This window comes from Caulobacter segnis, from assembly GCF_003243465.1.
Lineage (GTDB): Bacteria > Pseudomonadota > Alphaproteobacteria > Caulobacterales > Caulobacteraceae > Caulobacter > Caulobacter segnis_A.
On sequence record NZ_QFQZ01000101.1, the window covers coordinates 1 to 13,843 of the forward strand.

General features: G+C 66.2%; 11 protein-coding genes and 3 tRNA genes. 3 read left to right on the top strand and 11 right to left on the bottom strand.

Going from position 1 to position 13,843, the window contains the following annotated elements; genetic code table 11:
• Positions 1 to 77, top strand: a tRNA-Asp gene (locus DI526_RS21125).
• A gap of 77 nt (positions 78 to 154) precedes the next feature.
• Complete coding sequence (locus DI526_RS21130; RefSeq protein WP_304282255.1) at positions 155 to 1,156, top strand: LLM class flavin-dependent oxidoreductase; 1,002 nt, start codon at positions 155 to 157, stop codon at positions 1,154 to 1,156.
• Here the strand turns inward: DI526_RS21130 and DI526_RS21135 are convergent.
• From DI526_RS21135 to clpX, 5 genes are all read right to left on the bottom strand, one after another.
• Positions 1,146 to 2,321, bottom strand: coding sequence for a glycosyltransferase family 1 protein (locus DI526_RS21135; RefSeq protein ID WP_304282281.1), 1,176 nt, complete (start codon positions 2,319 to 2,321; stop codon positions 1,146 to 1,148). The two genes, DI526_RS21130 and DI526_RS21135, sit on opposite strands and share 11 nt — an antisense overlap.
• A gap of 254 nt (positions 2,322 to 2,575) precedes the next feature.
• Positions 2,576 to 2,650: transfer RNA gene (locus DI526_RS21140), tRNA-Val, on the bottom strand.
• A 110-nt stretch (positions 2,651 to 2,760) separates the two neighbouring features.
• Entirely contained in the window at positions 2,761 to 3,039 is a 279-nt protein-coding gene (locus DI526_RS21145; protein WP_304282258.1) for an HU family DNA-binding protein, read from the bottom strand.
• A 143-nt stretch (positions 3,040 to 3,182) separates the two neighbouring features.
• Complete coding sequence (lon, locus tag DI526_RS21150; protein WP_304282261.1) at positions 3,183 to 5,582, bottom strand: endopeptidase La; 2,400 nt, start codon at positions 5,580 to 5,582, stop codon at positions 3,183 to 3,185.
• A gap of 395 nt (positions 5,583 to 5,977) precedes the next feature.
• Positions 5,978 to 7,240: an ATP-dependent protease ATP-binding subunit ClpX gene (gene clpX, locus DI526_RS21155; RefSeq protein ID WP_004615159.1), complete on the bottom strand. Its 1,263-nt coding sequence runs from the start codon at positions 7,238 to 7,240 to the stop codon at positions 5,978 to 5,980.
• 334 nt (positions 7,241 to 7,574) lie between these two features.
• On the opposite strand from clpX, the gene DI526_RS21160 reads away from it, so the two are divergent.
• Entirely contained in the window at positions 7,575 to 8,249 is a 675-nt protein-coding gene (locus tag DI526_RS21160; protein ID WP_304282264.1) for an HAD-IB family hydrolase, read from the top strand.
• A gap of 80 nt (positions 8,250 to 8,329) precedes the next feature.
• Here the strand turns inward: DI526_RS21160 and DI526_RS21165 are convergent, their stop codons facing one another.
• The 6 genes from DI526_RS21165 to DI526_RS21190 all read right to left on the bottom strand — a co-directional run.
• A complete protein-coding gene (locus tag DI526_RS21165) occupies positions 8,330 to 8,959 on the bottom strand; it encodes an ATP-dependent Clp protease proteolytic subunit (RefSeq protein WP_299017797.1) in 630 nt (209 codons plus the stop codon).
• Positions 8,960 to 9,140: 181 nt separating this feature from the next.
• On the bottom strand, positions 9,141 to 10,499 hold the full coding sequence (gene tig / locus DI526_RS21170) for a trigger factor (protein ID WP_304282267.1): 1,359 nt from the start codon (positions 10,497 to 10,499) through the stop codon (positions 9,141 to 9,143).
• Positions 10,500 to 10,682: 183 nt separating this feature from the next.
• Positions 10,683 to 10,767 (bottom strand) — tRNA-Leu (locus tag DI526_RS21175).
• Positions 10,768 to 10,811: 44 nt separating this feature from the next.
• Positions 10,812 to 12,263 carry an NAD(P)H-hydrate dehydratase gene (locus tag DI526_RS21180; RefSeq protein ID WP_304282270.1) on the bottom strand — a complete coding sequence of 484 codons (1,452 nt, stop codon included), beginning with the start codon at positions 12,261 to 12,263 and terminating at the stop codon, positions 10,812 to 10,814.
• A 10-nt stretch (positions 12,264 to 12,273) separates the two neighbouring features.
• Positions 12,274 to 12,843, bottom strand: coding sequence for a histidine phosphatase family protein (locus DI526_RS21185; protein ID WP_304282274.1), 570 nt, complete (start codon positions 12,841 to 12,843; stop codon positions 12,274 to 12,276).
• A gap of 4 nt (positions 12,844 to 12,847) precedes the next feature.
• The coding region (locus DI526_RS21190) for an acetyl-CoA acetyltransferase (protein WP_304282277.1) at positions 12,848 to 13,843 on the bottom strand (996 nt) is incomplete at its 5' end.

Sequence of the window (13,843 nt, forward strand, 5' to 3'; positions counted from 1 at the left end):
GCGGATGTAGCTCAGTTGGTTAGAGCGCCGGCCTGTCACGCCGGAGGTCGCGGGTTCGAGCCCCGTCATTCGCGCCACCGTCCGGTGGCTCCCCCACAAAAATCCGACCCTTTCGGCGACGCCTTGAGTTGCCGGTTTTGCACGCCATCTAGCGATGATGGTCGCTTATCCCCGTTTCTCCGTTCTCGATCTGGCTCCCGTTCCGCAAGGGACCGACGTAGGCCAAGCCCTTCACAACAGCCTGGATCTGGCGAGGCACGCCGAACGACTCGGCTTTCACCGCTACTGGCTGGCCGAGCACCACAGCATGCCGGGAATCGCCAGCGCGGCCACGGCCGTCGTCATCGGCCACGTGGCTGGCGGCACCTCGACGATTCGCGTCGGCTCCGGCGGCGTCATGCTGCCTAACCACGCGCCGTTGATGGTCGCCGAACAGTTCGGGACGCTGAACGCCCTTTATCCCGGCCGCATCGACCTGGGCCTGGGCCGCGCGCCGGGGACGGACCAGGCGACGATGCGCGCGCTACGCCGCTACGCCGGCGCGGTTGACTCTTTCGCCCAAGACGTCGTCGAGCTACAGCACTGGTTCAAGCCGGCGACGGCGGACCAGGGCGTGCGCGCCGTCCCGGGCGAGGGCCAGGACGTGCCGATCTGGATCCTGGGCTCCTCGACCTGGGGCGCACAGCTGGCCGCGGCGCTGGGCCTGCCCTACGCCTTCGCCGCGCACTTCGCGCCCGACGCCCTACTGGACGCGCTTCTCCTCTACCGTCGCCACTTCAAACCGTCGGAGACCTTGGACAAGCCGTACGCCATGGTCTGCATAGGCGTCTGCGCGGCCGATAGCGACCAGGAGGCTGCGCGCCTGGCGACCTCCACGCAGCAGCAATTCCTGGCGTTGCGGCGCGGCCGTCCTGGCCTCTTGCCGCCGCCGGTCGACGATATCCGCGAACACGCCTCGCCGGCTGAACTGGCGGGCCTCGACCACACCTTCCAGTATTCGGCGATCGGTTCGCCGCAAACCGTGAGACGCAAGATCGAACAGGTGCTGGAGATGACTGGCGCGGACGAACTGATGGCGGCGTCACAGATCTACGATCACGCCGCGCGCAAGCGCAGCTACGAGATCCTGGCCGCCGTCAACGAGGCTAATGGCTGAGCGCCTGGGACTGGCCGCCGAACGCCGCCCGTCCCGTGAGCCCGCCATAGATAAAGCAAAGCTGCCGGAAGACCGCGTCCCAGCCATGACGCTCGACCGCCCGCCGACGCGCGGCGGCGCCGACGAGGCCGACATCTCGCGCGAACAGCGCCTCTATGGCTTCGGCCAGGTCTCGCGGCTCGGAACGCGCCGCCAATTGCCCGACCTCGCCGTCGACGGATTCGGCCACGCCGCCCGCCGCGACACCGACGACCGGCAGGCCGCACGCCATGGCTTCCAACACGATGAGGCCGAAGGGCTCGTTGTCATTGGCGTGCACGAAGGCGTCGCAGCTCGATAGGATGGCCGCCAGTTCGGCCGGGTCGCGCACATAGTCGAGGCACAGCGTGCGATCGCTGACCGGAGCGCCGGCGCCCGCGCCGATCAGCAGCAGCCTGTACGGAGCGCCCAGGCGTTCGACGGCGCCGACAAGCACATCGAGACGCTTCTCGCGCGCCGGGCGTCCCGCAAAGACCAGCAGCTTCTCTTCCGCCCCCAGGCCCAACCGCCGCCGGAGCCCCTCGCGGTCCGCCCGGCCAGGATTAAACAGCTCGGTGTCGACGCCCAGCGGCAGGCCGATCGCGTGGTGGACGCCTGCCTCGATCAGGCGGCCGGCGATGAACCGACTGGGCGCGACGGCCTGGTCGAACTGACGATAGACGGCGGCCCAGCGCTTCTGGACCGGCTTTTCCGCCCATTCGCCGATATGAAGCGCGGCGAGCTTGCCAAGATCGGTGTGGCAGAAGCCCACCACCGGAACGCCCAGCGCATCGCCCGCCCTCAAGGCGGCCAAGCCCGGCGTGTAGGGGTCGCCGGCCTCGATGATGTCGGGCCGCTGGCGGATCAGTCGCTCCATCCAGGCCGCCTTGACGACGGGCCAGCGATACCCGGCCCCGAAGGGCAACGGCGCGGCGTAGATGGAGACCCTTCCGTTTGCGTCATAAGAATCCCGCGCGCCGGGCACGACCAGCGTATGGCGCACGCCGGGACGATGGGCGGCGAGCCACGCGCGCTTCGACGACAGGTATCGGCGGACGCCGCCACTGCGTGGCGCGTAGAGCATGGTGGTGTCTACCAGGCGGACGGTGTCGGTTGGCGGATCGATCTCGGCGGAGAGGCCATCCAGGCCAAACGGCCGGTCCGTTCTCGTTTCCGTCACGCCGAATCCTCATCTCTACGCCAGGCCATCCCCTATTCGGCCTCGGATCGATAAAGCTTTTGCGACAACTCGGGTTCCTCGCCGTGCCCTGACGATTTCAGGGCCACGCGGAGAATACCCGGGCCTCACCTAGCCCATAGCTCGACTTGCCCGCGGACGCCACGCCACATCGCAACGGTATGGCGCTTGGAGACGCGGATAGCGCGAGAACAGGGGTAATGTGGTGGGCAGTGAGGGGATCGAACCCCCGACCCTCTCGGTGTAAACGAGACGCTCTACCGCTGAGCTAACTGCCCCAAGGCCGCCGCTTCTAGCGGGCCAAGGCGATCGGGCATAGCCCGAAATAGACAAGGCGGAACGTTCGCTTCCAGCGCTCGCCCCGCCTCGACTGAAAATGGATACTGGATCAGCCGTTCAGGGACGACTTCAGACCTTCGCCCACCTGAAAGCGCGCCGTCTTGGACGCCGGGCGGTTCACCGTCTCGCCTGTACGCGGATTTCTCGCGGTTCCAGCGGCGCGGCTGACAGCCTTGAACGTGCCAAAGCCGACCAAACGCACGTCCTGTCCCGACTTAAGAGAGTCCGTGACGGCGTCGATGAAGGCTTCCAGAGCGTCCTTGGCCTGGTTCTTGTTGATGCCCGCCTTCTCGGCGATCGCCGTGACGAGTTCGGCTTTTGTGGTCATGTGTTTCTCCCAGCCTGAGCGGCGACGTGTTTTTGCTTACGACGCTGCGCTCGCCGGGGATTATGGCGGTAGAAAATGTGTCGTCAAACGAGAGCGGCGCGGGAAGCTCCCGCGCCGCATAAGTTATCGACGATTAGTTACGCTTAGTGGGTCAATATGGCGTCGGTGTCGCCGTCGTCCTTCTTCGCACCCGCAGCAATCGGCTCTTCGGCCTCGTTCCATTCGACAGGCGTCAAGGGACCCGTGAGCCCGTGCTTGAGCACCTCATCCATGGTCGAGACCGGGATGATCTCCAAACCGTCCTTGACGCTTTGGGGCACATCCGCGAGGTCCTTCTCGTTCTCCTGCGGGATCAGCACGGTCTTCACGCCGGAGCGGAGGGCCGCGAGCAGCTTCTCCTTAAGGCCGCCGATGGCGGTGACCCGGCCGCGCAGGGTGATCTCGCCCGTCATGGCGATGTCCTTGCGGATCGGGATGCCCGTCAGCACCGAGACGATGGCCAAGCCCATGGCGGCGCCGGCGGACGGACCGTCCTTGGGCGTGGCGCCATCCGGCACGTGGATGTGCACGTCGGTCTTCTCGAACACCGGCGGCTTGATCCCAAACTGCAGCGAGCGCGCACGGACATAGCTGTTCGCCGCCGCGATCGACTCCTTCATCACGTCCTTGAGGTTGCCGGTGATCTGCATGCGACCCTTGCCCGGCATCTTCACGGCTTCGATGGTCAGGATGTCGCCGCCGAACTCCGTCCAGGCCAGACCTGTGACGATGCCGACCTGGTCGACTTCGTCCGTCTCGCCATAACGGTACTTCTTCACACCGGCGTACTTGGCCAGGCGCTCGTCGTCGATCGTGATCGAGGCCAGCTTCTCGCGGGCAAGGTCACGGACCGTCTTGCGCGCCAGGGCGCCCAGTTCCCGCTCCAGCGACCGCACGCCGGCTTCCCGGGTGTAGTAGCGGATCAGGTCGCGGATCGCTTTGTCCGGCACGATGAACTCGGCCGGCTTCAGACCGTGATCCTTGGCCAGCTTCGGCAGGACGTGCCGCTTGGCGATCTCCAGCTTCTCATCCTCGGTGTAGCCGGGGATGCGGATGATCTCCATGCGGTCCAGCAGGGGCTGGGGCATGTTCAGGCTGTTGGCCGTCGTGACGAACATCACCTGCGAGAGATCGTAGTCGACCTCCAGGTAGTGGTCGCCGAACGTCGAGTTCTGCGACGGGTCGAGCACCTCCAGCAGCGCCGACGCGGGATCGCCGCGATAGTCGCTGCCCATCTTGTCGATCTCGTCCAGCAGGACGAAGGCGTTCGTGGTCTTGGCCTTCTTCATCGACTGGATGACCTTGCCGGGCATCGAGCCGATGTAGGTGCGGCGGTGACCGCGGATTTCGGCCTCGTCGCGCACGCCGCCGAGGCTCATGCGCACGAACTCTCGGCCCGTGGCCTTGGCCAGCGACTTGCCCAGCGAGGTCTTGCCGACGCCCGGAGGGCCGACGAGGCAAAGGATCGGGCCCTTCAGCGAGTTGGTCCGGGCCTGGACGGCCAGGTACTCCAGGATCCGCTCCTTGACCTTCTCCAGACCGTAGTGATCGGCGTCGAGAATGCCCTCGGCCTCGTTCAGGTCGATCTTCTTGGTCTTGGCCTTGCCCCACGGGATCGACAGCAGCCAGTCCAGATAGTTCCGGACGACCGTGCTCTCGGCCGACATCGGGCTCATGTTGCGCAGCTTCTTCAGCTCGCCTTCGGCCTTGGTCCGCGCTTCCTTGGACAGCTTGGTCTTCTTGATGCGCTTTTCGAGGTCGATCAGTTCGTCGCGCGCGTCGTCAGGGTCGCCCAGCTCGCGCTGGATCGCCTTCATCTGCTCGTTCAGATAATACTCGCGCTGGGTCTTCTCCATCTGGCGCTTCACGCGCGAGCGGATCTTCTTCTCGACCTGCAGCACCGAGATCTCGCCCTCCATCAGGGCGAAGACCTTTTCCAGGCGCTTCACGACGTCGAAGATCTCCAGCAGGTTCTGCTTGTCGCCGATCTTGACGGAGAGGTGCGCGGCGATGCTGTCGGCAAGCTTGCCCGGTTCGGCGATCTGCGGGATCGACGCCAGGGCTTCCGGCGGCACCTTCTTGTTCAGCTTGACGTAGTTTTCGAACTGCTCGACGACCGCGCGCGACAGCGCCTCGGCCTCGGGACCCGCGCCTTCGTCTTCGCTGACTTCACCGATCTGGGCCTCGTAATAGGACTCCTGGTCGGTGAACTTCACGACGGCCGCGCGGGCCTTGCCCTCGACCAGCACCTTGACGGTGCCGTCGGGCAGTTTCAGCAGTTGCAGGACGGTGGCCAGCACGCCGACGTCGAAGATGTCGCCCGGCGCCGGATCATCATCCGCCGAGTTCTTCTGCGTCACGAGCAGGATCTGCTTGTCGCCGCGCATCACTTCCTCGAGGGCGCGCACGGATTTGTCGCGGCCCACGAAGAGCGGGACCACCATGTGCGGGAACACAACGATGTCCCGCAGCGGCAAGACAGGAAGCGTACGTAATTCGGACATTTGCTCAATACTCCCGGCCGCGGCGGGGAAACGCCTTGGCCACGCGGGCCGCCGTAACGTCAGACGATGCGCCTGAGTCGATCGACCCGTCCGCCCTGGACTGGGCGGAATGTCGTTATTTATGTGGACGTTTTACAACAGGGTTCAAGCGTACTCGCCTGTCAGCGGCGAGAGGTCGCGCATGTCCGGCCAAGTTGAAACGCCCATGCCGCCTGGCGACGCCTAAGAGGCGAGTTTATCCAAGATCCAGACTTTAAACGGCTTTCGCCGACCTTAAGCTTGCGTGGCGCCCATGCCTCAGTCGCCAGAGAACGAATAGCCCCGGATTGGGTTATCCACGAAAAAGGGCGCGCCTCCACAAGGAAGACGCGCCCTTGATCTCAAGAAGCGAGCGATCAGGCCGAGGCCGCGCCGCCCTTCTTCTCCGCGTAGATCAGCAGCGGCTGAGCCCGGCCTTCGACGACCTCGGCGTTGACCACCACTTCCTCGACGCCCTCGTAGTTGGGCAGCTCGAACATGGTCTCCAGCAGGATGCCTTCCATGATCGAACGCAGGCCGCGCGCGCCGGTCTTGCGGGCGATGGCCTTCTTGGCGACCTGGTGCAGGGCGTCGTCGGTGAAGGTCAGGCCGATGTTCTCCATCTCGAACAGGCGCTGGTACTGCTTGACGAAGGCGTTCTTCGGCTCGGTCAGGATCTTGACCAGGGCGGCCTCGTCGAGGTCCTCCAGGGTCGCAACCACCGGCAGACGGCCGATGAATTCCGGGATCAGGCCGAAGCGCTGCAGGTCGTCAGGTTCGACGTTCCGCAGGATCTCGCCCGTCCGGCGCTCTTCCGGATCGGTCACCTTGGCGCCGAAGCCGATCGACTTGGCCGCGCCGCGCGCCGAGATGATCTTCTCGAGCCCGGCGAAGGCGCCGCCACAGATGAACAGGATGTTCGTCGTGTCGACCTGCAGGAACTCCTGCTGCGGATGCTTGCGCCCGCCTTGCGGCGGCACGGAGGCGACGGTGCCTTCCATGATCTTCAGCAGGGCCTGCTGCACGCCCTCGCCCGACACGTCGCGGGTGATGGAGGGGTTGTCGGACTTGCGGCTGATCTTGTCGATTTCGTCGATATAGACGATGCCGCGCTGGGCGCGCTCGACATTGTAGTCGGCGGCCTGCAGCAGCTTCAGCACGATGTTCTCGACGTCCTCGCCGACGTAACCGGCTTCGGTCAGCGTCGTGGCGTCGGCCATCGTGAACGGCACGTCGATGATTCGAGCCAGGGTCTGGGCCAGCAGCGTCTTGCCCGTACCGGTCGGACCGACCAGCAGGATGTTCGACTTGGCCAGTTCGACGTCGTTGTTCTTCGACGCGTGGTTGAGGCGCTTGTAGTGGTTGTGCACGGCGACCGCGAGAACCTTCTTCGCGTGGCCTTGCCCAATCACGTAATCGTCCAGGACTTCGCAGATCTCGCGCGGCGTCGGCACGCCGTCCTTGGACTTCACGAAGGCGATCTTGTGCTCTTCGCGGATGATGTCCATGCAGAGCTCGACGCATTCATCACAAATGAACACCGTCGGTCCCGCGATGAGCTTGCGCACCTCATGTTGGCTCTTTCCGCAGAAAGAACAGTAGAGGGTGCTTTTGGTATCGCCGCTCGCGGCTTTCGTCATGATCGCTTCTCACACTATGGCGACATACGGCTTAACGCCGAGACGCCCCTCCGAGCGCATAAGCCGCCACCGAAGTAGCCACAATATACGCCGGGAGTTGTCTAATCCTTGACATTCCCCGATCCGGGCGCGCTTCACAAGCCTTGCCGGCGCCTTTCCCGCCTCAAACGCTCAACGCGCTGGATCGTGTCATGAGCTCGCCATCTAAATTGGGCGATTGGCGGTTCTGCGCAACCCATCCCCGCCTTGGGTCTTACCGGCGCCCGCCGAAGCCCCTATTACGGGGATCGGAATCGTATGGAACCGGCGCGACGCGCGACGGCATGGAAGGTTGATGGCGAAGCGTTCGTTGATGTCGAAAGGTCTGAGCGCGTCGCGGCCCATGACCGGCGAAATGGGGGACGAGCGCGCGCTCGTCGCCTTCGATTTCGACGGCACCCTGACGGTCAAGGACAGCTTCAACACGTTCCTGAAATGGCGGGCCGGACCGCGCCGGTGGACGCGCGGCGTGATCCGGCTGATCCCCGCCCTGATCACCTACGGGTTCGACCGCAACCGTGGAAAACTCAAGGCCGCCGCCGTTCGCGAGTTCCTAAAAGGGGCCACGATCGCCGAGATCGAGGCTGACGCGCGGGCCTTCGCCCAGGCCTTCGCCCCCTCCCTGCTACGTCCCGACGCCGTCGCCGTCTGGCGGTCGTGGCGGGCCAAGGGCGCGCGGATCGTGATCGTCACCGCCTCGCCCGAGATCACCGTCGCCCCGTTCGCGCGAGGGCTCGGAGCAGACCTCCTGATCGGGACGCGGCTGACCTGCTCCGAGGACGGGCGCATCCTCGGCGGGCTCGACGGGGCCAACTGCAGGGCCATGGAAAAGGTCGTGCGGCTGCAGGAGACCTTCGGCCCCGACGTGCACCTGGCGGCCGCCTATGGCGACACGTCCGGCGACACCGAGATGCTCGCGATCGCCGACGAGAAGGGCTATCGGGTCTTCCGGGGCAAGCCGGTCACCTGAGCGGATTGGTCGCACCCGCCGGGCAAGAAAAAAGCCGCCGATCGGATGACCGGCGGCTCTTCTTTTAGCCCAGCAGCGCCCTATTCGGCGCCGGCCTCGGCCGCCTCACGGGTGTCGTAGACGTGGTCGACCAAGCCCCAGGCCTTAGCTTCGTCGGCGCTCATGAAGTGGTCGCGGTCCAGGGTGCGCTCGACCTCTTCATAGGTGCGGCCGCAGTGCTTGACGTAGATCTCGTTCAGGCGACGCTTGGTCTTGATGATGTCCTCGGCGTGGCGCTCGATGTCCGAGGCCTGGCCGCGGAAGCCGCCCGACGGCTGGTGCACCATGATGCGAGCGTTCGGCAGCGAGATACGCTGACCGGCGGCGCCGGCGGCCAGGAGCAGGCTGCCCATCGAGGCGGCCATGCCCATGCACACCGTCGAGACCGGGCTCTTGATGTATTGCATCGTGTCGTAGATCGCGAGACCCGCCGTCACCACGCCGCCCGGCGAGTTGATGTACATGGCGATCTCCTTCTTGGGGTTCTCGGACTCCAGGAAGAGAAGCTGCGCGCAGATCAGGCTGGCCATGCCGTCCTCGACCGGACCGGTCAGGAAGATGATCCGCTCCTTCAGCAGCCGCGAGAAGATGTCGAACGCGCGCTCGCCGCGGCTGGTCTGCTCGACCACCATCGGCACGAGGTTCATGGCCGTCGAAACCGGATCGTACATCATGGGGTATCACCCTTTTCGTTTGTGCTGGCGGCGCGAAAACGAATCAGCCCCCGCGCGCCGTCGACAACGCATATCGCGTGGCGCTTAACAGGTTGCAAGGCGCGGGCGAAAACCTCCGAGCATGAAAAAAGGCGCGGTCCTCGCGAACCGCGCCTCGTCTCGCTGGCCTGGCCCGCGATTAGCCGCCGTAGCCTTCCGGCAGGTCGTCTTCTTCCAGGAGCTCGTCCTTGGAGACTTCCTTTTCCTCGACCTTGGCCTTGCCGAAGATCAGGTCGACGACCTTGTCTTCGTAGATTGGGGCGCGGAGGGCGGCCTGCAGGTCGGCGCGCTGGCGATACATGTCGAACACCTGCTGGGCTTGCGCGCCGTACTGGCGAGCTTCGCGCATGATGGCGTCGGTCAGTTCCTGGTCGGTGACGACCACGTCGTTCTTGCGGCCGATCTCGGCGAGCACCAGGCCCAGGCGCACGCGGCGCTCGGCGATCTTGCGGTACTCGTCCTTCAGCTGGTCTTCCGACTTCTCGGCGTCTTCCGGCGGCAGGCCGCCACGGGCCTTGTCGGCCTCGACCTGTTGCCAGATGCCGGCGAACTCGGCTTCCACCATGCGCGGCGGCAGCGGGAAGTCATGCTTGCTGTCCAGCACGTCCAGCAGGGCGCGCTTCAGCTTGAAGCGCGACGAGTTGTCGTAGCGGCCCGACAGGTTCGAGCGCAGCAGGTCCTTCAGGGCGGCCAGGTCCAAGAGGCCCAGGCGCTTGGCCAGCTCGTCGTCGGCCTTGCCATCGACCGGCGCGCGGACTTCGGTCACCTTGGTGGCGAACTCGGCGTCCTTACCGGCCAGGTCCTTGGCCTGGTATTCTTCCGGGAACTTCACCTTCACGACGACTTCGTCGCCCGGCTTGGCGCCGACCAGCTGGTCTTCGAAGCCCGGGATGAACTGGCCCGAACCCAGGACCAGCTCAGCGCCCTCGGCCTTGCCGCCGGCGAATTCGACGCCGTCAATGGTGCCAACGAAGTCGATCAGCAGTTGGTCGCCGTCCTTGGCCTTGACGCTCTTGCCGGTGCGCGGCTCGTAGGTGCGGGCCTGCTTGGCCAGCTCGTCGAGGGCTTCGTCGACTTCCTCGTCGGTGACCTTGTAGACCGGCTTGACCAGCTCGATCGACGCCGGGTCGATCGGTTCGAACTCCGGCATCACTTCGACGGCCAGTTCGAAGGCCAGGTCTTCGCCGCCGGCGATGACCTTGTCCATGTCCGACGAGGGGTTCAGCTCGGGCTGGCCGGCCGGACGCAGCTTGTTCTCTTCCAGGACCTTTTGGGTGGTCTCGTTCAGCGCCTGCTCGATGACTTCGCCCATCAGGGCCTTGCCGTACATCCGGCGCACGTGGGCCGTCGGCACCTTGCCCGGACGGAAGCCCTTCACGTTCATCTGCGGGGCGACCTCGGCGATCCGCGCGTCCAGGCGCGTGGCCAATTCACTGGCGGGCACCGTGACGCCAAAAACGCGGCTGAGGCCTTCGCCCGACTTTTCAACGATCTGCATCGACATTCTTATTTCTCGGGTCCGGGTCGCCGCGCGCCCGAGCACCGCCCTTGGGGTCCAAAAGATCGACGCCGCCCGCGAGGACCGGGGCGGCGAAAGAGCGCCCTTATGTCACGACGTGCGCGAGCATCCAAGAGCGGCGGCGATAAAACTCACGCGGGCCCGAGAGCCCGATGAGAAGAGTGGTGCGGATGAGAGGACTCGAACCTCCACGCCTTGCGGCGCTGGAACCTAAATCCAGTGCGTCTACCAGTTTCGCCACATCCGCGCGTGACCGGCATTACGGACTTGAAGCGCGCCGCGCAAGTGCGCTCAGCGTTTCCCGTAGAGGCCAGACAACACGGCTGGCGCGAGACCTGGGAGATCCTCGGCGATCAGGCCCGGGCCGTGGCGCGCGCCGCACGCCGCATGAATCCAAGCCCCCGCGCAGGCCGCCTCGAAGCTTTCCATGCCCTGCGCGATCAGGCCGCCGATGAAGCCGGCGAGCACATCGCCGGATCCCGCGGTCGCCAACCAGGGTTTCCCGTTCAGCAGCACCGAGGCCCGGCCGTCGGGCGCGGCGACGACCGTGTCCGCCCCCTTCAACAGCACCACCGCCCCGGCGCGCGCCGCAGCCTCGCGGGCGGCCGTGATCCGTTCCGGCGACTTCGCCAGAACGCCTGGAAAGACGCGCTCGAACTCTCCGGGATGCGGCGTCAGCACGTCGTCGCGATCGAGACAGGCGAATAGGTCTTCGGGGTCATAGCGGAAACTGGTCAGGGCGTCGGCGTCGACCACAAGCGCCGCGCCCGTCCGCGCCAGCGCCTGCAGATTGCGCGCCGTGACCTCGCCGACACCCGCCGCCGGGCCGATGATCACCACATCCGCGTCCTCGGACGCCGCCGCCAAATCGGCGTCCGACTCGAACGGCGCGAGCATGATCGCCTCCAGGTGCGCGGCGTTGACCGCCAAGGCCCCCGGCGGAGACAACACCGTCACTGCGCCGGCGCCGATCCTCAGCCCCCCACGCGCGGAAAGTCGGGCCGCGCCCGTGCTCCACGCTTCGCCGCTGACAACCTTCAGCCGCCCGCGACTGTGCTTGTGAGCGTCGAAGGCCGGCCATGGAAAGCGCGCGAGCCAAAGCTGCGGGTCATTTTCGAACAGCTCGACGGCCTCGTCCGTCTGCAGCCCGATGTCAGCCAGCACCACCTCTCCGCAGGCCTGCCGTCCCTCGGCCAAGACATGCGCCGGCTTACGGCGGTGGAAGGTCACGGTCATCCCGGCGCGGAAGGCGACGTCTCCGACCACGCGTCCGGTGTCGCCGTGAACGCCTGACGGCGTATCGACCGCCACGATGGTCAAAGCCAGGTCGCGGCTGGCCCGCGCCAGATTCGCCACCTCGCCCTCAAGCGGTCGCGACAGGCCCGCGCCGAACAAGGCGTCTATATAAAGAGCTCCGCGTGCTGGTCGCGAGGACAGAGGGCGAACCGCCTCATCCCATCGCGCGGCGGCCCAGCGCGCCGCGTCGGTCGAGGGCGGATAGGCGGCCTCGACGACCACGGACCACCCGCGGTCCCGCAGGTGACGGGCGGCGACATAGCCATCGCCGCCGTTGTCGCCGGGGCCGCACCAGACAACGACGGGCTGACGCGCGTAGCGCGCGTCGACCGCGGTCGCGACCGCCTCCCCAGCCCGCTCCATCAGCACCTGGGTCGGCGTACCGTTCGCGACGGCGGCGCGATCGGCGGCGGCCATCTGGGCGACGGTCAGGATCTCTCGCGCCACAGCGACTCCTTCAAAGCACTTGGCTCTGAGCTTCGCGCCCTTTCTCCGCCAGGATCAAGCGGCCCTGCTCGACGCGGAACACGGTCCGCGAGCAATGATCCGGCCGAAAGACCACGACGTCTTCGCCACCCGTTGCTGTAGCGACCGCCGCGTTCAGGGCGACGAAGTGACTGAACACCGCCGCGCCTTCGTGTTCCAACAGGGCGGCGGCCACAGAGCGCGCCCAAGCTGCATAGTCCCGATCGCCCACGATGTCGGCCCAACGGCCGGTGAATGCCTGCCGCAGCCAGGCGGGCCTTTCGGCGCCGGACAGGACGGCCGGCGTCGGGATTTCCCCCACGCGAGGATCGATCTCCACCGCGACACCCAGCATCTCGGCCAGCGGCGCGGCGGTCTCCCGGCAGCGGCGCAGAGGCGATGACACCACGCGGCGCGGCCGCGCCCCCGGCGGCAACGCCGCGATCTCGCGAGCGACCGCCCTCGCCTGCTCCAGGCCCAGCCCGTCCAGGCCCGGATCGTCGTCGGCTCCGCCCCAGGTCGAGGCCGGCTTGCCGTGACGGATGACGTGAACGAGTCCCATGCGTTCAGTCCGGCGTGAAGAGATTACGGACGCCGTCCGGATGCGGCCCGACGGTCCCCATGCGGCCGACACCTTCACGAGCTTCCAGGTCTCGCAGCACGGCCGGATCGTCCGGGGTGTGGGCGACAAAACGACGATCCTGGTCATCTCGGCCGATCACGATCCCCATGCGGACACCTTCCCGCCCATGGACCACCGTATAGGTCTCGATCCGGGCGCGTCCCTGCGGCTTCTCAACGATCTCGGGATGGGGCAAGGCGTCGATCTGAGCCTGAAGCACGGAGGGTGACTGTCGCTCCCAGCGCCCTTCGACAGGCCTGGTCGAATAGACACCCACCGACTGCTTGGTCAGGAACCACCCATTGGCGGTCGACAGGCCATAGGCGCCGGGTCTTTCTCGCAGACGCGTCACCATTTCGGCGATCGCGTGGAGGGCGTAGTTGTTTCCGGGGCCGCCGAAGTACGGCAGTCCGCCGGTGACGGTGAGGCCGCGCGGGTCGTCCAGAGCCAGACCAAGCGCCTTGGCTCCGATGCGCACGGCCGATGGGAAGCAGGAATAGAGGTCGATCAGCGACAGGTCCGCCGCCGTAATCCCCGCCATCTCGAAGGCGCGCTCGCCGGTCAGCCGCATCGCGGGACTGGAGTGGTAGTCCTGGCGCTCAAGCGGATACCAGAGATCCGAAGCATCCGCGCATCCATGCAGGAAGACCCACTTGTCCTCCGGTACGCCGAGCTCCCGCGCCTTGCGGACACTGGCGACCAAAACGGCGGCGGACTGATCCACCTCCATGATGGCGTTCAGGTACTTTGGATACGGAAAGCCGACCATCCGGTTGCGGTCGGTGACGGTGACCAGCTCTTCGGCCGAACGCTCGACCGGGAACCAGGCGTAGGGGTTCGCCGCGGCGACCTTGGTGAAAGGCGCGAAAAAGGCGACCAGCGCCGCCTGATGGTCTTCAATCGAGCGGCCGTCCCGAGCCCGCAGGGCGTTCTCGAACAG